At 77.1% G+C, this 18,546-nt stretch carries 16 protein-coding genes and 1 riboswitch; of the genes, 6 read left to right on the top strand and 10 right to left on the bottom strand.

The genetic code is table 11. The features are described from left to right. Positions 1 to 28 precede the first annotated feature (28 nt). Positions 29 to 586 (bottom strand): NUDIX domain-containing protein, encoded by a 558-nt coding sequence (locus KOV94_RS10685; protein ID WP_218052020.1) that lies wholly within the window; start codon positions 584 to 586, stop codon positions 29 to 31. Between the two features lie 59 nt (positions 587 to 645). On the opposite strand from KOV94_RS10685, the gene KOV94_RS10690 reads away from it, so the two are divergent. Then, entirely contained in the window at positions 646 to 1,638 is a 993-nt protein-coding gene (locus KOV94_RS10690; RefSeq protein ID WP_124344524.1) for a sigma-70 family RNA polymerase sigma factor, read from the top strand. 95 nt (positions 1,639 to 1,733) lie between these two features. Here KOV94_RS10690 and KOV94_RS10695 read toward each other — a convergent pair whose 3' ends face one another. The 3 genes from KOV94_RS10695 to KOV94_RS10705 all read right to left on the bottom strand — a co-directional run bounded on the left by KOV94_RS10695 (position 1,734) and on the right by KOV94_RS10705 (position 5,038). After that, on the bottom strand, positions 1,734 to 2,552 hold the full coding sequence (locus tag KOV94_RS10695) for a ferredoxin reductase (RefSeq protein WP_225916492.1): 819 nt from the start codon (positions 2,550 to 2,552) through the stop codon (positions 1,734 to 1,736). Continuing rightward, a complete protein-coding gene (locus tag KOV94_RS10700; protein WP_124344523.1) occupies positions 2,540 to 3,142 on the bottom strand; it encodes a sulfite oxidase-like oxidoreductase in 603 nt (200 codons plus the stop codon). Before KOV94_RS10700 ends, KOV94_RS10695 begins: the two co-directional genes overlap by 13 nt. 306 nt (positions 3,143 to 3,448) lie before the next feature. After that, on the bottom strand, positions 3,449 to 5,038 hold the full coding sequence (locus KOV94_RS10705; protein ID WP_218052021.1) for a DEAD/DEAH box helicase: 1,590 nt from the start codon (positions 5,036 to 5,038) through the stop codon (positions 3,449 to 3,451). Between the two features lie 265 nt (positions 5,039 to 5,303). On the opposite strand from KOV94_RS10705, the gene KOV94_RS10710 reads away from it, so the two are divergent. After that, positions 5,304 to 5,939 carry a CYTH domain-containing protein gene (locus tag KOV94_RS10710; RefSeq protein WP_124344245.1) on the top strand — a complete coding sequence of 212 codons (636 nt, stop codon included), beginning with the start codon at positions 5,304 to 5,306 and terminating at the stop codon, positions 5,937 to 5,939. 91 nt (positions 5,940 to 6,030) lie between these two features. Next, complete coding sequence (locus KOV94_RS10715) at positions 6,031 to 6,969, top strand: VOC family protein (protein ID WP_218052022.1); 939 nt, start codon at positions 6,031 to 6,033, stop codon at positions 6,967 to 6,969. A gap of 111 nt (positions 6,970 to 7,080) precedes the next feature. On the opposite strand, the gene KOV94_RS10720 is transcribed toward KOV94_RS10715, so the two are convergent. From KOV94_RS10720 to KOV94_RS10740, 5 genes are all read right to left on the bottom strand, one after another. Further along, positions 7,081 to 8,640 (bottom strand): CYTH and CHAD domain-containing protein, encoded by a 1,560-nt coding sequence (locus KOV94_RS10720; protein WP_218052023.1) that lies wholly within the window; start codon positions 8,638 to 8,640, stop codon positions 7,081 to 7,083. A gap of 89 nt (positions 8,641 to 8,729) precedes the next feature. After that, positions 8,730 to 9,539: an energy-coupling factor transporter transmembrane component T family protein gene (locus KOV94_RS10725; RefSeq protein WP_218052024.1), complete on the bottom strand. Its 810-nt coding sequence runs from the start codon at positions 9,537 to 9,539 to the stop codon at positions 8,730 to 8,732. Continuing rightward, a complete protein-coding gene (locus tag KOV94_RS21265) occupies positions 9,536 to 11,209 on the bottom strand; it encodes an ABC transporter ATP-binding protein (RefSeq protein ID WP_218052025.1) in 1,674 nt (557 codons plus the stop codon). The genes KOV94_RS10725 and KOV94_RS21265 overlap by 4 nt, the downstream gene beginning before the upstream one ends. Next, positions 11,206 to 11,880 (bottom strand): ECF transporter S component, encoded by a 675-nt coding sequence (locus KOV94_RS10735; protein ID WP_225916493.1) that lies wholly within the window; start codon positions 11,878 to 11,880, stop codon positions 11,206 to 11,208. Before KOV94_RS10735 ends, KOV94_RS21265 begins: the two co-directional genes overlap by 4 nt. Beyond that, positions 11,877 to 12,545, bottom strand: a complete 669-nt coding sequence (locus tag KOV94_RS10740; protein WP_124342588.1) for a YkoF family thiamine/hydroxymethylpyrimidine-binding protein — start codon at positions 12,543 to 12,545, stop codon at positions 11,877 to 11,879. Before KOV94_RS10740 ends, KOV94_RS10735 begins: the two co-directional genes overlap by 4 nt. Before the next feature lie 135 nt (positions 12,546 to 12,680). Then, positions 12,681 to 12,800, bottom strand: a riboswitch (TPP riboswitch). Between the two features lie 187 nt (positions 12,801 to 12,987). Here KOV94_RS10740 and KOV94_RS10745 point away from each other — a divergent pair. Then, positions 12,988 to 14,673 (top strand): hypothetical protein, encoded by a 1,686-nt coding sequence (locus KOV94_RS10745; protein ID WP_225916494.1) that lies wholly within the window; start codon positions 12,988 to 12,990, stop codon positions 14,671 to 14,673. Here KOV94_RS10745 and KOV94_RS10750 read toward each other — a convergent pair. Continuing rightward, complete coding sequence (locus KOV94_RS10750; protein ID WP_200829682.1) at positions 14,660 to 15,163, bottom strand: SRPBCC family protein; 504 nt, start codon at positions 15,161 to 15,163, stop codon at positions 14,660 to 14,662. The two genes, KOV94_RS10745 and KOV94_RS10750, sit on opposite strands and share 14 nt — an antisense overlap. A gap of 25 nt (positions 15,164 to 15,188) precedes the next feature. Between KOV94_RS10750 and KOV94_RS10755 the strand changes: the two genes are divergently transcribed. Together KOV94_RS10755 and KOV94_RS10760 are read left to right on the top strand one after the other, a co-directional pair. Then, the gene (locus tag KOV94_RS10755; protein ID WP_218052026.1) at positions 15,189 to 16,868 is read left to right on the top strand and encodes a metallophosphoesterase family protein; all 1,680 of its coding nucleotides are present in this window, start codon (positions 15,189 to 15,191) and stop codon (positions 16,866 to 16,868) included. A gap of 108 nt (positions 16,869 to 16,976) precedes the next feature. Further along, positions 16,977 to 18,521 (top strand): D-alanyl-D-alanine carboxypeptidase family protein, encoded by a 1,545-nt coding sequence (locus KOV94_RS10760; RefSeq protein WP_218052027.1) that lies wholly within the window; start codon positions 16,977 to 16,979, stop codon positions 18,519 to 18,521. The last annotated feature ends 25 nt before the right edge of the window (positions 18,522 to 18,546 follow it).

Here is an 18,546-nt window from a genome sequence, read left to right on the forward strand (position 1 = left end):
GTCGAGACGACCATGGGGCGTCGTCGTGTCAGCTCGGGAGCGAGACGACGCGCGGCGGGTCCTCGCCGCGGGCGAGCGCGTCGAGGACGAGGCGCTCGTGCGGCACGACGGGCTCCGGGAGGTCGGCGAGCCGGAACCAGGCGAGGTCCTCGGCCTTGTCCTCCTCGCGGCGCGACGGGTCGCCGGTCCACGTGCGGGCCTCGAAGAACACGTCGACGCGCTGCTCGACGACCGGGCCGCCGCGCTCGAACCGGTGCAGCGTCGTGAGGGGGCGCAGGTCCTCGACGCGCACGGTGACGCCGGCCTCCTCGGCAGCCTCGCGGACCGCCGCCTCGTGCACCGACTCGCCCGGGTCGACGTGGCCGGCCAGCACCGCCCAGTGCCCGTCGCGGTAGCCCGTGCCCCGACGCAGCTGGAGGAGCACCTCGTCGCCGCGGCGCAGGACGACGTACGCGGCGGCCACCAGGAGCGTGCGGTGGCCGAGGTGGTCGCCGGCCGCGTAGTGCTCGTCCGCGGCGCCCGGCGCGCGGGCGGCGTCGGACACGGGAGCGGGCGGTGCGGGCTCGTCGGCAGGGGAGTGCGGCATGCGGGGCAGTCTGGCACCCGGGGTCGCGGGCTGTCGGTGGTGCTCGCTACCGTCGAGGGGTGACGCTGACGACCACCGAGCACGACTTCGAGACGCTCGTGGAGCCGCTGCGCCGCGAGCTGCTGGCGCACTGCTACCGCATGACCGGTTCGCTGCACGACGCCGAGGACGTCCTGCAGGACGCCTACCTGCGCGCGTGGCGCGCGTTCGACCGGTTCGAGGGCCGCTCGTCGGTGCGGACGTGGATGTACCGCATCACGACGAACACGTGCCTCACGCACCTCGAGGGCCGGTCCCGCCGGCCGCTGCCGACCGGCCTCGGCGCGCCCGCGGCGGACCCCGCGAACGAGCCGCGCGAGGAGCACGCCGTCTCCTGGCTCGAGCCGCTGCCCGACACCGTCGTGTGGTCCGGCTCCCCGAGCGACCCGGCCGCGGACGTCGTGACGCGCGACAGCGTGCGGCTCGCGTTCGTCGCCGCGCTCCAGCACCTCACCGCGCAGCAGCGCGCCGTGCTCGTGCTGCGCGACGTGCTGCAGTGGAGCGCCGCGGAGGTCGCGGACGCGCTCGACCTCACCGTCGCGGGCGTGAACTCCACGCTCCAGCGGGCTCGCGCGCACGTCGCGAAGCTCGACCCCGACGACGCGGGCGCGCTCGACGACGAGCGGCGGCGCCGGCTGCTCGACGCGTACGTGCGGGCGTTCGAGTCGTACGACATCGGCGGGATCGTCGCCCTCATGGCCGAGGACGTCGTGTGGGAGATGCCGCCCTACCCCGAGTGGTACCGCGGGCGCGCCGACGTCGCGGCGCTCATCGGCACGTGGTGCCCGGCGAAGGGTCCCGGCGCCCTGCGGCTCCTGCCTGCCGCGGTCAACGGGCAGCCTGCGTTCGGCGTGTACCTGCTCGACCCGGACGGCGTGCACCGCGCGTTCCAGCTCGCCGTGCTCGACGTCGGCACCGCGGGTGTCCAGCGCGTCGTCGTCTGGTTCGGCGTCGACCACCTCACCGCGTGCGGCCTGCCCGCCGAGCTCCCGCCGGTCGTCGCGACCGCCTAGGGACCGGTCGTCAGCGTCACGGCTGTCCCGCCGCGCCACCCAGTCCGACGCGCGCACGCCGAACCGCTCACGCGCCTGCAGTCACGACCGTGGCGTCACGACCCGGTCGGGCCGAACCGCTCGGTGCGGATGCGCTCGGGGTCGTGGCCCAGGTCGACGAGCAGGTCCGCGACCGTCTCGACGAACGGTGTCGGGCCGCACACGTAGACGTGCGGGCGCTCGTCGGGCGGGACGCACACCTGCGCCAGGAGCTCGGCGTCGACGCGCCCGACGCGTCCGGCCCAGCCGGGCGGCCCGCGGCGCGTCCAGACCCGTGTGACCTCGACGTCGTCGAAGGTCGCGAGCTCGTCGGCGTAGATCGCGTCGAGCGGTGTCCGGACCGAGACCACGAGCCGGAAGGGTGCGCGCGAGCCGGCCCGACGGCGCGTGCGCAGCATCGACATGAGCGGCACGAGCCCCGAGCCGCCCGCGACGAGCTGTACGGGGTGCGGGTCGGTCGCGTGCCACACGAACCAGTTGCCGATCGGCCCGCGCAGCTCGATCTGGTCGCCGGCCACGAGGTCCTGCGTGAGGTACGGGGACACCTCGCCGTCCTCGACGACCTGCACGGTCAGCGCGATGCGCTCCGGGCTGCCGTCGACGTCCGCGCCCGCGGGGAGCCCGAGCGTGCCCGGGGACGCGAGCGAGTACGAGCGCTGGGTCGAGTAGCCGTCCTCCGCGGTCAGCCGCACGTCGACGTGCTGACCGGCCATCGCGCCGCGCCAGCCGGGCACGTCGAGCTCGAGGGTCGTCGCGGTCGGGGTCTCGCGGTGCGTGGCGACGAGGGTGGCGACCCGCCAGGACAGGCGGTACGGGGCGTCGTCGGGGGAGACCGGTGCGGCCTCGTCGTCCGGCTCCGCGTTCAGTCGCCCCAATACCGCTGCTCCTTCCACGGGTCCCCGTACTGGTGGTAGCCGAGCTTCTCCCAGAAGCCCCACTGGTCGTCGGTGAGCAGGTCGACGCGTCGGATCCACTTCGCGGACTTCCAGAAGTACAGGTGCGGGATCAGCAGCCGCGCGGGCCCGCCGTGCTCGGGCGGGAGCGGGGCACCGTCGTACTGGTACGCGATCCACGCACGTCCGCCGCGCAGGTCGGCGAGCGGGACGTTCGTCGTGTAGCCCCCGTCGCAGTGCGCGAGCGCGTACTGCTCGTCGTCTGCGACCTCGACCGCGTCGAGCAGGCGGTCGAGCGACACCCCGCGCCACGACGTGTCGAGCTTCGTCCACTTGGTGACGCAGTGGATGTCGACCACGACGTCGTCCGCCGGGAGCGCCGTGAGCTCCGCCCACGACCACGTGGCGCGCGGCCCGGCGGCGCCGCCGATCGAGAACGTCCACGTCGACAGGTCGGTCCGCGGGGTCGGCCCGGCGGACAGCACCGGGAATCCGCGCTCGAGGTACTGGCCGGGTGGCAGTCGTGGGTCGGCCTCGCGTCGTCCGCGGAACCCGCGGGAGACGATCGCCATCAGCGGTCGGGCGCGGTCGCGGCCGCGCAGGTCGGGACGTGCACGGGTGCGGGTGCCATCGTCGCTCCGGTCGGTTCGGGGGCGTTCGTGGCCATCATGGGCCGCGCCGCGTGCCGTCCGCCAGAGCCGCGCGCCAGGTGACGACCCTCAGAGCCGTCGCCTGCCGTCCGGGCGCGTCGCCGCCCGAGCGGCCCCGCGGGGTCGCCGCGGCGAGCGCGGGGTTGCGCGCCGAGCCGAGGACGACCCGTGCGGCGGACGTCGCGGTGCGTCACGCCGACCGGGGGTCGACGCGACGCACCGGTGGGCTCAGCCGCCCGACGGAGCGCCCGCGGGACGACCCGCACGGCCACGGCCACCGCGACGGCCGCGCCGCCCCGCGCCCGCCGCACCGGCGGAGGTGTCGGCCGGTGCGGTCGACGGCGTCGGGCCGCCGGAGCTGTAGCGCAGGGTGCTGGACGTGCCGCTCGCCGCGGCGCGCGTGCCGCCCGTGCGCCCGGAGCCGCTGGGGCGTCCGCCGTCAGCGGTGCGACCGGCGCCCCCGGCACGACCGCCGCCCGCGGCACGCGAGCCACCGCCGCTCCGGGCGCCGTTCGACGGGCCGGCGGCCGAGCCGCCACGGGCCGACGAGCCGGCGCCCCGCCCGGCGCCGCCGCGCCCACCGGACCCGCGCGAGCCGCCGCCCTGCGACGCGCGCGAGGAGGTGGCCGGAGCGGCGGGGGCGGGGGCGACCGGGGCCGCGACCTCACCGACGAGCGCGGCGAGGTGCGCGTCGCCGAGGGCGACGGGTCGCGGCTGCGCCGTGATCTTGGCGGCCCGCGTGAGGGCGCGGACGTCGGCACGCTGCTCGGGGAGCACGAGCGTCACGACGTCGCCGCCGGCGCCGGCGCGCGCGGTGCGGCCGGAGCGGTGCAGGTACGCCTTGTGCTCGGCGGGCGGGTCGACGTGCACGACGAGGCCGACGTCGTCGACGTGGATGCCGCGCGCGGCGATGTCCGTCGCCACGAGGACGCGGACGGCGCCGGACGAGAACGCCTCGAGGTTGCGCTCGCGCGCGCCCTGACCGAGGTTGCCGTGCAGGTCGACGGACGGGATGCCGTCGGCCGTGAGCTGCTTCGCGAGCTTCTTGGCCTGGTGCTTGGTGCGCATGAAGAGCACGCGGCGGCCCGTGCCGGACGCGAGCGCGCGCACGACGGCCTTCTTGCTGTCGGCGTCGGCGACCTCGAGCAGGTGGTGCGTCATCGCGGCGACGGGGGACTGCGCGGTGTCGACGGCGTGCTCGACGGGCTTGGTGAGGTAGCGCTTGACGAGCACGTCGACGCCGTTGTCCAGCGTCGCGGAGAACAGCAGGCGCTGGCCGGTGCGCGGCGTGCGGTCGAGCAGACGCTTGACGACGGGCAGGAAGCCGAGGTCGGCCATGTGGTCGGCCTCGTCGAGGACGGTGACCGCGACGTCGTCGAGCGACACCAGGCCCTGCCGGAGCAGGTCCTCGAGGCGGCCGGGGCACGCGACGAGGATGTCGGCGCCGCGCTGGAGCGCGGTGACCTGGCGGGACTGGGCGACGCCGCCGAACACGACGGTGGTGCTCAGGCCCGCGGCGGCGGCGAGGGGGGCGATCGTCGCGTCGATCTGGCTCGCGAGCTCGCGGGTCGGGGCGAGGACGAGCGCGCGGGGCCGGGACGGCGCGGTGCGGCGCCCGGCGGCGGCGGTGCGCGCGACGACGGGGATCGCGAACGCGAGCGTCTTGCCGGAGCCGGTGCGGCCGCGGCCGAGGACGTCGGTGCCGGCGAGCGAGTCGCGCAGCGTGGCGGTCTGGATGGGGAACGGGCTGGTGATGCCGTCGTCCGCGAGGGCGCGGACGAGCACGGCGGGCACGCCGAGATCGGCGAAAGTGGTCACAGGTGGGGGCCTCTCGGGGAGGGTCGTCGGAGCCGCCGCAGGTTCGACCGGGGGTCTCCACGACGCGGGGCGCGCGGGTGTCGCGCTGCCCGGGGATGTCACCAGGGTCTCACACACCGGGCCCGACGTGCCTGTGACGTCCACCGCGCCGCGCGCCGGGGTGCGACGGTGGGGGGCGTCGCGCCGGCCTCCCGTGCCGCGGTGTTCCCGCTGGCTACGCTCGGGGGATGCACACCACGGGGTCCCGCACGGGGCGGTCGGGCCGATGAGCGACACGGGCTACGGCGACTTCGAGTTCGAGCGCCGGTTCTTCGTCGACCGGCTGCCCACGGAGCTGCTCGAGGAGACTCCGACCCTCATCGTGCAGAGCTACCTGCTCGCGGAGGACGGGTTCGCGGTGCGGGTGCGCGCGCAGGCCTCGGGGATCGAGGGCATCGACCCGCACGCCGACGAGCTCGCGGTGCTCGAGGCGCACCTCGACGCGGTCGACTTCTGCGCGATCACCGTCAAGGGCCCGATGGTCGAGGGCACGCGCTACGAGGCCGAGCGCGAGCTGGACCCGCTGGTCGCGGTGGAGATCGTCCGGCGGGCCCCGGCGCGCGTCGCGAAGCTGCGGCACTCGGCGTGGCTCGGGGCGGACGGCTGGGTCATCGACGTGTTCGCCGGCGGGAACGCGCCGCTCGTCGTCGCGGAGGTGGAGCGCGGCGGGCCGGTCACGGACCTCGTCGTGCCGGAGTTCTGCACGACCGAGGTCACGACCGACGCGCGCTTCGCGAACGACGGGCTGGCGCGGCGGCCGTTCGGGGAGTGGGCCAGGGAGTGGCGCGCGGAGCTGCTCGCGACCGGGCCGCGGTTCCTGACCGGACTCGGCCACAACCACCTCCCGGGCGAGACGGACTGACCTCGACGGGGTGGACCGGCGGTGCGGTCCGGGAACAAAGTTGAATCATCAACTATTGTACGGAGGAGAGCCCAACCCCTGGAGGTCCCCGATGCCCACCGCTCCCACCCCCGGCCAGGGTGCCGCCGTCCGGAGCGTCGCCCGCGCCCCGCACGACTCCATCGCCGCCGGCACGGGCATGGACGCCGTGACGCTGCTCGTCGGCGACCTCGACCGCCAGCTGCGGTACTACCGCGACGCGATCGGCCTCGACGTGCTGCCCGACCCCGGCGAGCGGTTCGGCGACGCGCGCCCCGACGTCGTGACCCTGGGCCGCGGCACCACGGCGCTCGTCGTCCTGCGGCACACGCCCGACCTCCCGCCCGCGCAGCGCGGCTCGGCCGGCCTCTTCCACACCGCGCTCCTGTTCGACGACCGTGCGGGCCTCGCCGCGACGCTCGCGTCCGTGGCGCAGCGCGCCCCCGAGACCTACGTCGGCTCCGCCGACCACCTCGTCTCGCTCGCCTTCTACCTCACCGACCCCGAGGGCAACGGCGTCGAGCTCTACTGGGACCGCAGCCGCGACCAGTGGCGGCACGACGCCGACGGGCGGGTCGTGATGGACTCCCTGCGGCTCGACCCGAACGGCTTCGTCCGCGACCACCTCGCGCAGGACCTCGACCGGCGGCCCGAGGGCGACGCGGTCGTCGGGCACGTCCACCTGCAGGTCGGCGACGTGCCGTCCGCCCGCGCGTTCTACGTCGACGCGCTCGGCTTCGACGTCACCGCCGAGTGGCACGGCGCGCTGTTCGTGTCCGCCGGCGGGTACCACCACCACCTCGCGATGAACACGTGGAACAGCGCCGGTGCGGGCCCGCGGGCGTCCGCGCTCGGTCTCGGCGAGGTGCGGATCGTCGTGCCCACCGCCGACGACCTCGGCGCGCTCGCCGAGCGCGTCGCGTACGCCGGCACGCGTCCCGTCGACGACGGCGCGACGCTGCTGTTCGAGGACCCGTGGCGCAACGTGGTCCGGGTGAGCGCCGCGGCCTGACGTCCCGCCCGGCCCGCGCGGGCGGCTGCTCCGACGGGCGGCCGCCTGCGCTGCCGTCCGTGGAGTGCGCGATGCTGTCACCGGAGTGCGCGCTGCCGTCGTGGTGCGCGCTCAGGTCGTCCAGGCGCGGTGCTTCGGCGCGAGCGCCCGGCGGATCGCCCGCAGGGCGTCGCGCTCCGCGGACTGTGCCGCCGCCTGCTCCAGGGCGTGCAGCCGCCCGAACGTGAACGCGTTGTCCCCGTCGAGGTGCGCCTGCACGCCGAGCCGGCGCAGCGTCTCGCGCCGTACCACGGTGTCCTGCTGGCGCCCGAGCACGTCCTGGACGTCGTGCGCGCGTGACGCGCTGCGCCGTGCCGGCCGCCCGACCACGAGGGCCGCCGTCGTGGCCGCGTACCGCGCGCGGCGGGCGGCCTTGCGGACCTCGTGCCGCGCCGGGTCGCGTGCGTCGACCGCCAGGCGCTCGGCCTCCTCCGCCCGCCGTTCGAGCCGGCGCCACGCACGCGCCACCCGCCGCGGCAGCACGTCCTCGGCGTCGTCGGCGGCGCGCGGTCCGCGCGGCAGCGTCGTCGCCCACGCGTCGAGCGTGGCGAGCAGCCGCAGGTGCTCCGGCGAGTCGAGCAGCGCGACGGCGCGCGCGAGGGCTGCGTCGCGCGCAGCGGACCGGTCGTCGACGACGCGGCGCTCGACGGGGCCGAGCACGAGCTCGACGGGCTCGTCGACGAGGCGCCCGACGAGCGCGGTCTGCTCGACGTGCGGGTCCCGTGCGGCGCCCAGCACCCGCCCGACCTGCTGCAGCTCGTCGCGCACGGGCTCGGTCACGGCCCGGTCGACGACGGGGCGGAAGACACCGAGCGTCGCGCGCAGCCGGCGCACCGCGACGCGTGCGTCGTGCACGGCCTCGTCGTCGCCGAGCCGCACCCCCGTCTCCGCGGCGAGCAGCCGCTCCACGTCGCGCGCCACCCCCGCCCGCACGGCCTCGACCGCCGTCGCGTCGGCCGGCTCCCGCGACGCGGGCACCGGGACCGCGCTGCCGAGCGCCCGCTGGAGCTTCGACGCCGCACGCGGAGCACCGCCCGCCTCCGCCAGTGCCGTCCCGGCCGCCGCGAGCAGCGCGTCGTCGCCCGCGGCGAGCTCGACCTCCCACTCGCGCCACCGCGTGAGCCCGCCGGCGTCGGCGGCGGCGCTCGTGCCGCTGTCGCCCGGTGCGCCCGCGTCTGGTGCGTGCGGTGCGCGCGCCTCGACGACGTCGTCCGCGACCTCCGCGAGCACCGTGCCGTCCTCGCCGAGCAGCAGCGAGGTCGTGCGCGTCGTGACGAGCTCGACGACCGGGACGGGGTCGGTGTCGCGCAGCCGTGACCGGACCAGCGCGACGAGCTCGTCGGGCGGGGTGGCGGGCGCGACGTCCGCGCGGTGCTCCGCGCGCCGGCGACCGTCCGGACCGTCGCCGGCGAGCGGCACCTTGAGGTGCCAGCCCTCGTCGTGCCCGCCGGTGCGGCGCCGCAGCGACACGCCGGCCCGTGCGAGGTCGAGGCGCGGGGAGTCCCAGTAGGTCGCGACGAGGCGCTGCGGCTCCCGACGGTCGACGCGCGCGACGCCCGGAAGCCCGTCCAGGCCGGGCAGCGGGGTGCCGGGAGCGACCTCGAACGCGGTCTCGACCTCGTCGTGCGCCATGCGTCGAGCCTCGCACCCGCCTCCCGGCACCGCCCGGCGAGCCCGGGGTGGGCGGACCGGCGCGCCGACGGACCGCGGCAGCCCCCGCGTCAGCCGACCGTCGACCACGTCCGCAGCACGCCGGACCGCCACGACGCGAGGAGGACCACGCCGACCGCCCCCAGGACCACCACGGCGAGCACGAGGTCGCGCCGGTCGAGCGGCACCGGACGCGCCACGGTCCGCGGCCCGGCACCGAGGCCGCGCTGCTCGAGGGCGATCGCGAGCCGCTCGCCCTGCCGGAGCGACACGACGAGGACCGTGAACGCTGCGCGCGCCAGCGAGGCGGGGTCCGACGGCAGCCGTGCCCCGGGCCGCCGTGCGGGCTCGCGCACGGCCTGCGCGCGGCGCACCGTCTCCCACCGCTCGGGCAGCTGCTCGAGGACGCGGTAGCCCGCGAGCACCGCGAACGTCGCCCGCGGCCCGAGCCGTGCGTGCTGGTGCAGGCTCGTCATGAGGCGCCCCGCGTCGGTCGTGAGCGTGAAGGCCACGGACAGCAGCCCGACGAGCAGCGTGCGCAGCGCGAGCGCGCCGCCGACCGTCAGACCGGTCGTCGTCACCTCGAGCCCCCCGACGTGCGCGAGCACGGCGCCCGGCCGCGTGACCGCGTTGACGGCGAGCAGCGACAGCGCGAACGGCGTGAAGAGCGCGAGCGCGCGCAGCACGGTCCGCGCGCCGAGTCGGCCCGCGAGCGTCGCCGCGGGGAGCGCGAGGACGAGCAGGACCGCCGGGGTCCAGGGGTCGACCGGCACGAGCAGCACCAGTGCGACGGCGAACGACACCGCGAGCTTGACGGTCGGGTTCCGCCGGTGCAGCACCGAGTCGTGCGGGAGCCCGCGGCCGAGCCCGGGCCCGTTCACGGCGCACCGGCCGGGTGTCGCGACGGCGTGCCCCCCACGGCCCCGGCGGGGACGGCCCGCCGCCCCTCCGGGCGTCGGGACGCCTCCGCACCCGTCGCTGTCCTGACGGCCGACCGCAGCGCGCCGAGCACGGCCCGGACCGGCCGACCCGTGGCGACGGCTGCGGCGACGACGGGCGGCAGGACGAGCCCGGTCGCGCCGAGCAGGCGGACGTCGGCGAGCACGTCGTCCGTCGCGCCGCGACCGGCGACGTGACCCGCACGCAGGACGACGACGTCGTCGGCGAGCTCGGCGACGAGGCGCAGGTCGTGCGTCACCACGACGACGCCACGTCCCTCGTCGGCGAGCGCGCGCAGGGCGTCGCCGCAGGCCAGCGACGTGCGCCGGTCCTGGCCGAAGGTCGGCTCGTCCGCGAGCAGCACGTCGTGCCCGCACACCGCAGAGGCGGCGAGCGACAGTCGCCGCTGCTGGCCCCCCGACAGCCGGAACGGGTCGTGGTCGGCGAGGCCGTCGAGCGCGTACCGGCCGAGCGCGGCCGCGACGAGCGCGTCGACGTCGGTGCGCCGTGCGCGACGGGGTCCCCACGCGACCTCGTCGCGCACCGTGCGCGCGAGCAGCTGGTGCTCGGGCCGCTGGAAGACCGACCCGACGGTCCCGCTGCGGACGCCGCCCGCCGCCGGGAGCAGCCCGGCGAGGGCGAGCAGCAGCGTGCTCTTGCCCGACCCGTTGGGGCCGACGACCGCGGTGACACGGCCCGCCCGCACGTCGAGGTCGACGCCGTGCAGGACGTCGCGCCCGTCACGGCGCACGCGCAGGTCGCGCGCCCGCAGCACGACGTGCGCCGCCGGTGCCCCCAGAGGTGCGGCGACGGCCGTCCGCCGGACGTCGCGCCCGGCGAGCTCGTCGAGCGACCCGACCCCCGCCGCCCGCAGCTCGGCCCGCAGCGGGAGCGCGAGCCCGAGGCCGGCGAGGTGGGACGCCTGCTCGACGAGGACGCCCGCGGTCGGGCCGTCCGCCGCCACGCGCCCGCCCGCGTCGAGGACCACGGTCCGCCCCGGCAGGACGCCCAGCTCGTCGAGGCGGTGCTCGACGAGCACGCTCGCGCGGTACGGCGTCCGGGCCACCGCGACCGCCGCCGCGACACCGCGGGCCGCCGCCGGGTCGAGCAGCGCGGTCGGCTCGTCGAGCAGCAGCACGTCCGGCGCGGTGACGAGCGTCGCGGCGAGCCCGACGCGCTGTCCCTCGCCGCCCGACAGCTCCGCGGTGCGCCGGTCGACGAGGTGCGCGGCACCGACCGCACGGAGCGCGGCCTCGACCCGTGGCGGGATCTCCGCGGCCGGCACCGCGCGGTTCTCCAGCCCGAACGCGACCTCGTCGCGGACGGTCGGCAGCACCAGCTGGTCGGCCGGGTCCTGCGTGAGGTAGCCGGTCGACGGCGGGACCTGGTCCGCGGGCAGGTGGACGCCCGCGACCTCGACCGCGCCGGACACGTCGGCGTCGACCACGCGCGGCACGACACCGGCGAGCACGCGCAGCAGCGTGCTCTTGCCGCCGCCCGAGCCGCCGAGCAGCAGCACGTGCTCGCCCGGGCGGACCTCGAGGTCGACACCGTCGAGGACCGCGCGCGGTGCGTCGGGATAGCGGACGGTGAGCCCGCGCGCCCGGATCACCGCGCGCCGGTCCGCTCGTCGACCTGGGCCTCCGCGTCGTCGGGTCCGGCCGGCTCGACCGACGCCTCCGACGGGCCCGTCGCGGTCCGGCCGCGTCGTGCGCGGCCGAGCGCCGTGTTGTCGAGCACCCCGGTCCGCGCGAGCGCGTCGCCGATCACACGCGCGAGCAGCCCGCACAGCACGAGCCCGCTCACGACCTGCAGCCCGAGCCGCCACGCGAACCAGTCCTGCCCGAGCCACCCGAACCGCACGACGCCGAGCGCGGTGCTTGCGAGCCCCGCGAGGACCCCGGACAGCGCGAAGACGCCCCACCCGTAGCGGCGGTACCGGGTGAGCGCGAAGGCCGCCTCGGCACCCGCGCCCTGCACGAGCCCGACGACGAGCAGCGTCGGTCCGACGGGCGACGCGAGGAACGCGACCTCGACGAACGCCGCGACGAGCTCGACGACGATCCCGACCCCGGGCTTGCGCACGACGTAGACCGCGAGCGGTGCCGCGACCATCCAGCCGCCGATGAGCACGTGCTGGGCGAGGTCGCCGAACGGCCCCATCGCGAGCTGGAGCGCGCCCCACGCCTGCACGAGCGCCCAGTAGAGGAACCCGAAGACGACGGCGAGGACCGCGAGCAGGACGAGCTCGGCGAGCGTGACGCGTGCGCGGGCGGCGCTCATCGGTCGACCCCGGCCGCGTCGCCCGCCGCCTCGCCCGCCCACGACGGCGAGTGCAGCGTGATCGTGACGTGCGCGACGACGTGCCGCACGTGCCGGGCGGCGGCGAGCCACGCGTCGGCGACGGCCCCGAGGACGTCGGCGAGGTCCCCGTCGAGCCGGGTGACGAAGTGCGACGCGGACACGGCGGCACGGGCACGTGCGACCGCGATCGCCTGCTCGATCGCCCGCATGTGGTCGCCGGGGTGCCCGGGCGTGCCGTCGTCGAGCGGGTAGAGCGCCCAGTGCGCCGCGGCTCGCAGGCCCGTGGGCGGCAGGTCGGGCGGTGCGACGGCCGACAGCACGACGTCGTCGGGCAGCGCGCACGCGACCTCGCCCGGGCAGCCGCGGGACAGCTGGACGTGCGCGGCGACGTGCGTGCCGTCCCGGCCCGCGGCGGCGAGCACGTCGTGGACGTAGCGGACGACGTCGTGCTCGGTGCCGCGCACGAGCGTCGACACGTCGTCGGTGGTCACGGTGACGCGGTCGCGGTCGGCGTGCGCGAGCGCGTCGAGGATCACGCGCACGGCGTCGTCGGACGCGGGGTGCAGGGAGAAGCGGGCGCCGACGCCGAGCTCGGCGGCGGTCGCGGCCGCGCGTCGGTCGGGTGCGGTGACGGGGGTGCTCATGGTGGTCCTCCGGTGCGGTGGCGGACCCCCGGCGAGCAGCACGAGGCCGCGCGACGGCGCACGACCGACGACCGTCCGGGTGGCGCGACGAGGCGTCGCGTCGAGCCCGACGGACGCCGGTCGCCGACGCGGCCGTCGGCGACGAGTGCCCTGCTCCCTACGCTGGTGCGAACCAGGTCAGGTTCCACGGGTCTGCGGGTGGGACGTGGTGTCCGGCCGCACTCTCAGCGCTCCTGCGCTCCCCGGGGGCTTCTGTCGCCGCCGACCGTAGCGCTCCCCCCGGGCCGGCCGGAAGCCCGGTCCGCCCGCTGGTCGCCGCGCGGTCGGGCGGTCCGCCGACGGCCGCGTCGGCCCCTCCACCACCGCTCCCCGAGCACGCCCCCGAGGGGCGGGCGCACGAGCCGCCCCCGTACAGTGGGGCGCCGACCGTCGAGGGAGGACCGTGCCGATCCGTCAGCCGCGCCAGCCGATCCGCCGGCAGACCCGCCGGCCCGTCCACCACCGGACCGCCGCGCTCGTCGCCGCCGCCGCGTGCCTCGGGCTCGGCGCCTGCACGGCCGACGACGGCCGGCCGGACCCCACGACGAGCGCGAGCGCGACCCCGTCGCCGTCGGCGTCCCCGCTCGCCGCGGAGGCGGTCCAGCCGACGCTCCCCGCGACCGTGCTGCCCGCGGCGTCGGCGGAGACGGCCGCGCTCGAGGTGGTCCGGACGCTCGTCGCGCGCGCACCCGTCGTCGTCCTCGCGGACGCCGCCGACCCGGCCGCGCAGGACGCCGCGATCCGGGAGGGCGCGCGGCTCGGGGCGCCCGTGCTGCTCGGTGGTCCGGGCGTGCCGCCCGACGTCCTCGCGGCCGAGCTCGAGCGTCTCGGCACGCGCTGGGCCGTGGCGGTCGGGGCGACCGCACCGGTCCCTGACGGCGTGACGGTCGTCCGGGCGGACGGCGCGTCACCCGCGCCCGCGACCTCGCCCTCCGCCGACGCGACGCCGACCGCCGCGAGCCCGTCGGCGTCGCGCGGCACGCGCGCGAGCGCGTCGCCGAGCGGGACGGGCGCGGGGGCGTTGCCGCGGACCGCGCCGCCGGCTCCCGTCGAGTCGACGGTCCTGCTCACGGGCGTGACAGGCGCGCTGCCGGTCGCGGTCGCGAACGCCGCGGTCATGGGCGTCGAGGCCGTCGACGTGCCCGGCGGCGACCCGCGCGCGCTCGCGGGCACGGTCCAGGCGTTCGCGCAGCGCCGGCCGGCGCACGTCGTCGCGCTCGGGGACGGGTTCGGGGCACCCGACCGCCTCGCGGCACGCGTCGCGACGGCCTCGACGGGCGTCGAGCTGCCGGGCGGCGGCCAGCTCGTGTTCCCGGCGGTGCCGGGGCAGCCCGGCAAGCGGTACGTCGCGCTGTACGGGACGCCCGGGACGGCCGCGCTCGGGGTGCTCGGCGAGCAGGACGTGCCCGCGACGGTCGCGCGTGCGCAGGGCCAGGCGGACGCGTACCGCCCGCTGACGGGCGACACGGTGGTGCCGGCGGTCGAGGTCATCGCGACGATCGCGTCGGCGGGGCCCGGTCCGGACGGCAACTACTCGCAGGAACGGTCGGTCGACGAGCTGCGCCCGCTGGTCGAGGCCGCGGGTGCGGCGGGTCAGCTCGTGATCCTCGACCTGCAGCCGGGGCGGACGGACTTCGTCACGCAGGCGCAGCGCTACACCGACCTGCTCGCGCTGCCGTACGTGGGACTCGCGCTCGACCCGGAGTGGCGGCTCGCGCCCGACCAGGTGCACCTGCGCCAGATCGGGTCGGTCGGGATCGACGAGGTCAACGCGGTCAGCGCGTGGCTCGCGGGCCTGACCCGGGAGCGCGCGCTCCCGCAGAAGATGCTCGTGCTGCACCAGTTCAGCCTGCGCATGATCAGCGGCCGTGAGGGGCTGGACACGACGCACGACGAGCTCGCCACGGTCATCCACGTCGACGGGCAGGGCTCGCAGCCCGCGAAGGCCGGCACGTGGGCGACGCTCCGTGCCGGTGCGCCCACGGTGCACTGGGGCTGGAAGAACTTCGTCGACGAGGACAAGCCGATGCTCGACCCGGCGCAGACCTACGGCGTGCAGCCGGTGCCGGACCTCGTCACGTACCAGTGACGTCGCGCGCCGGGTCGGCGACCGGCGCGGTCGCGGCGAGGTGGCGGTCGAGGCCGCGCTCGCCGAGGCGCATGACGCGGGCGTGCGACGCCGTGAAGACGCGCCCCAGCAGGGGAGCGGTCGCGTTCATCCACGCGCGCGTCGTGCGCACGTCCCACACGACGCCGATCCGCGTGCGGTCGGGTGCGAGCGCCTCGAGCACGACGTCGCCGTGCCCCTCGAGGTCGCCCGACGCGCGTACGAGCACGCGGCGCTGCGGCTGCGCGGACTCGACGACCAGCCCGACCCGCAGCGCGTAGCCGAGCGGCGTCCGGAACAGCAGCGTCGCGGAGCTCCCGACGAGCCCGTCGACGGGCCGCACGTCGCGCGTGCGCAGGTGCGGCCACCACACGGGCCACGTGAGGGCGGGGTCGGCGAGCACGTCCCAGCACCGCGCGAGCGGGGCGCCCACGCGCCAGTCGGACGTCAGGACGTAGCCGCGACGACGCACCCGGCCGAGTCTAGGCTCGGACGCGATGAGCACCGCACCCGACGAGACGCCGGACGGCACGGGTGCGCGCAGCTCGTGGTGGCGCGGCCTGCGCCGCCCGTCCCCGCGCACGTGGCGGCGGGTCGCGGTCGCGGCGGCCGGGGCGCTCGTCGCGCTCGTGGTGGGGGTCACGACCGCGTCCGTCGAGCTGAGCCTCGGCCCGCACGAGGCGCGCTACGACGTGACGACCGACGACACGGTGACGATCGACCTGGGACCCGTCGGGACTCTGCAGATCGACTCGCCGCTGCCCCTCACGCTGGGCGTGCGCGTCACGGTGCAGGAGATCCCGGCGGCGGTCACCGAGCTCGACCAGGCGACGACGCTGCAGGCGCTCAACGGCGACCTGCGCAGCTACCTCGCGTTCTTCTCGGCCCCGCAGGCGGCGCTCGAGGACGTCGCGCGGGCGCTCGTCGCGGACGCGCTCGGTCGGGCGGCGCTCACGTTCGCGCTGCTCACAGCCCTGTGGTGGCTCGGTCGATGGATGCTCGGACCGGCGCGTCGAGGTGAGCTCGTCGCCGCGCTGCGCCCGCACCGGCGCGCGATCGCGGGCGGTGCGGTGGCCGTCGTGGTGGCGGGCACGGTCCTCACGGCGAGCGTCGGCGAGCGGGACCAGCCCGACGCGTCGCGACCCGCGTCGGCGGTCTTCGACGACACCCCGCTGGAGGGCGCGCGCGTGACGGGCCGCCTGGGCGGTGTCATCGACACCTACGGCGGGTACGTCGTCGACGCCTACCGCGAGAACCAGGCGTTCTACGCGCGCGCCGGCACGGCCCTCGACGCGGCGTGGGACGCGACGCAGCCGGTGATCGACGCCCAGGAGGCGCGCGACCCGCTCACCGCGAGCCCGACGTCCTCCGCGGACACGGACGACGACGAGCCCGAACCCGTCGTCCTCGTCGTCGTCTCGGACCTGCACTGCAACGTCGGGATGGCGCCCCTCATCGCGACCGTCGTCGAGCGGTCCGGTGCGGACGTCCTGCTCGACGCGGGCGACACCACGATGAACGGGACCGGGGTCGAGCAGTACTGCGTGACGACGTTCGCGCGCGCCGTCCCGGACGGCGTCGAGCTCGTCACGTCGCCCGGCAACCACGACTCGGCGGAGACGTCGGCGGTGTACGCGCGCAGCGGTGCGCGCGTGCTCGACGGGTCGGTCGTCGAGGTCGACGGCGTGCGCATCCTCGGCGACCACGACCCCGCGCAGACGCGCATCGGCTCGGGCACGTCCGCGACCGACGAGTCGCCGCAGGACATGGCGGAACGGCTCGCGCAGACCGCGTGCGACGACGAGGACGGCGTGGACCTGCTGCTCATCCACACGCCGCGCGTCGGCACGCCGGCGCTGACCGACGGGTGCGTCCCGGCGCAGGTCTCGGGGCACCTGCACAAGCGTGTCGGCCCGGCCGTGGTGGGGGAGGGCGTGCAGTACGTGAGCTCGAGCACCGCGGGCGCGACGCTCGGGCAGCCGACGGTCGGACCGCTCAACGGGACGGCCGAGATGACCGTGCTGCGCTGGGACCCGGACCGGCGCCGGATCGTCGACTACCGGCTCGTGCAGGTCCGCCCCGACGCGTCGGCGTCCGTCAGCCCGTGGCTGCAGTGGCCCGTCCCGGCGCCGACGCCGTCGCCCCGCGGAGGGACGAATCACCCTTCTCCGATGTGACCGGCGTCACTTAGGGTGGGGGCACGCGAGTGGGGCCATGGTCGTGGCACACCGCCTCCCCTCGCACCAGCCGAACGTGCGCTGAGGGGGGAAGGCGTGGGAGGACAGGTGGACCGTGCGCCGGCGCGGACCCGGGGCCGTCGGGCGGCGGCCGTCGTCGCGGTCGTGCTCGCGGTCGTCGCGTCGGTGCTGGTGGGCGCGGTGCCCGCCGGTGCCGCGTCGGGTCAGGACCGGTTGCTCGCGGGGGAGGCCCTCGACCCGGGGCAGGGGCTCGTGTCGGCCGACGGGACGCAGACGCTCGTCGTCCAGCCCGACGGCGACCTGGGCCTCTACGACGCCGAGGGCGTACCCCGCTGGACGGCCGGCACCGCGACACCCGGGGCGCGCCTCACCGTGACCCCCGAGGGCGACGTCGTGCTGGTCGCGCCCGACGGCTCGACGGTGTGGAGCACCGGCACGGCGGGGACCGCCGGGGCCGCGTTCGTCGTGCGGGACGACGGCGACGTCGTCGTCGAGGCGCCCGACGGCTCGGTCGCGTGGGAGTCCGGCACGGCCGTGCTGCCGTCGATCCTGCTGCCCGGTGGCGAGCTCCACCCGGGGGACGCCCTGACGTCGCCCGACGGCCGGCACACGCTCCAGGTGCTCGACGACGGCGACGTCGTGCTGCTCGGACCGGACGCGTCGACCCGGTGGTCCGCCGGCACGCACGAGCCGGGCTCGTCGCTCGTCCTGCGCGAGGACGGCAACCTCGTCGTGACCGACACCGACGGCCGGCGTCCGTGGCGGACCCGGACCGCTGGGCACCCGGGCGCGACGCTCGTCGTCCAGGACGACGGCGACGTCGTGCTGTGGGACCCGGACGGCACGCCGCTGTGGTCGTCGCAGACCGCGATCGGGCCGTCGCAGCTCGCCGCGGGCGCCCCCCTGGCCACCGGGCAGGAGCTCGGGTCGTCGGACGGGCGGCTGCGGCTGCGGCTCGACGAGGCCACGCTCGCGCTCAGCTACGACGGCCGCCCGGTATGGTCCGCGCCCGCGGCGACCGACCCGGGGGCGAGGCTCGTCGTCCAGGACGACGGGAACCTCGTGCTGTCCGCCGCGGACGGCACCCTGCTGTGGTCGACGGGCACGAGCGGCGGCCCGGGGTCGTCGGTGCGGCTCGAGGACGGCGCGGTGCTGCTGCTCGCGGCGACGGGTCAGGAGCTGTGGCGCGTCGACGTGCCCGCCGAGCTGCTCGTCCGGCGCGCCGAGCTCGCGACCGACTGCACCGCCGTCGACGCACCCGTCCCGCAGTCGGACACGGTCGTGACGTCCACCGGCGTCCGGGTGCACCCGTGCCTCGCCGCCGCGGTCGACGAGCTCATGCTCGCCGCGCGCGCCGAGGGGATCGACCTGCACGCGTGGGGCTGGCGCAGCGGCGAGCAGCAGATCGCGCTGCGTGCGCAGAACTGCAGCGCCTCGGGCGTCTGCTACCCGCCGACCGCGCCGCCCGGGACGTCACGGCACGAGCGCGGGCTCGCGCTCGACTTCACGGTGGGCGGGGGCGTCGTCCAGCACGGCACGGACGCGTACCGGTGGCTCGTCGACCACGCGCCCGCGTACGGGCTGAAGAACCTGCCGAGCGAGGCGTGGCACTGGAGCGTCGACGGGTGGTGACGGCACGGGCGCGCCCGGCGCGCGC

The sequence above is a fragment of the Cellulomonas algicola genome (assembly GCF_019024305.1).
Taxonomy (GTDB): Bacteria; Actinomycetota; Actinomycetes; order Actinomycetales; family Cellulomonadaceae; genus Cellulomonas; species Cellulomonas algicola.

Excerpts from the sequence above, each read along its gene's own strand:
- KOV94_RS10685 (WP_218052020.1), bottom strand. The coding sequence starts at position 586 with ATGCCGCACTCCCCTGCCGACGAGCCCGCACCGCCCGCTCCCGTGTCC.
- KOV94_RS10700 (WP_124344523.1), bottom strand. The coding sequence starts at position 3,142 with ATGGCGATCGTCTCCCGCGGGTTCCGCGGACGACGCGAGGCCGACCCA.
- KOV94_RS10710 (WP_124344245.1), top strand. The coding sequence starts at position 5,304 with ATGAGCGACACGGGCTACGGCGACTTCGAGTTCGAGCGCCGGTTCTTC.
- KOV94_RS10715 (WP_218052022.1), top strand. The coding sequence starts at position 6,031 with ATGCCCACCGCTCCCACCCCCGGCCAGGGTGCCGCCGTCCGGAGCGTC.
- KOV94_RS10720 (WP_218052023.1), bottom strand. The coding sequence starts at position 8,640 with ATGGCGCACGACGAGGTCGAGACCGCGTTCGAGGTCGCTCCCGGCACC.
- KOV94_RS10735 (WP_225916493.1), bottom strand. The coding sequence starts at position 11,880 with ATGAGCGCCGCCCGCGCACGCGTCACGCTCGCCGAGCTCGTCCTGCTC.
- KOV94_RS10740 (WP_124342588.1), bottom strand. The coding sequence starts at position 12,545 with ATGAGCACCCCCGTCACCGCACCCGACCGACGCGCGGCCGCGACCGCC.
- KOV94_RS10755 (WP_218052026.1), top strand. The coding sequence starts at position 15,189 with ATGAGCACCGCACCCGACGAGACGCCGGACGGCACGGGTGCGCGCAGC.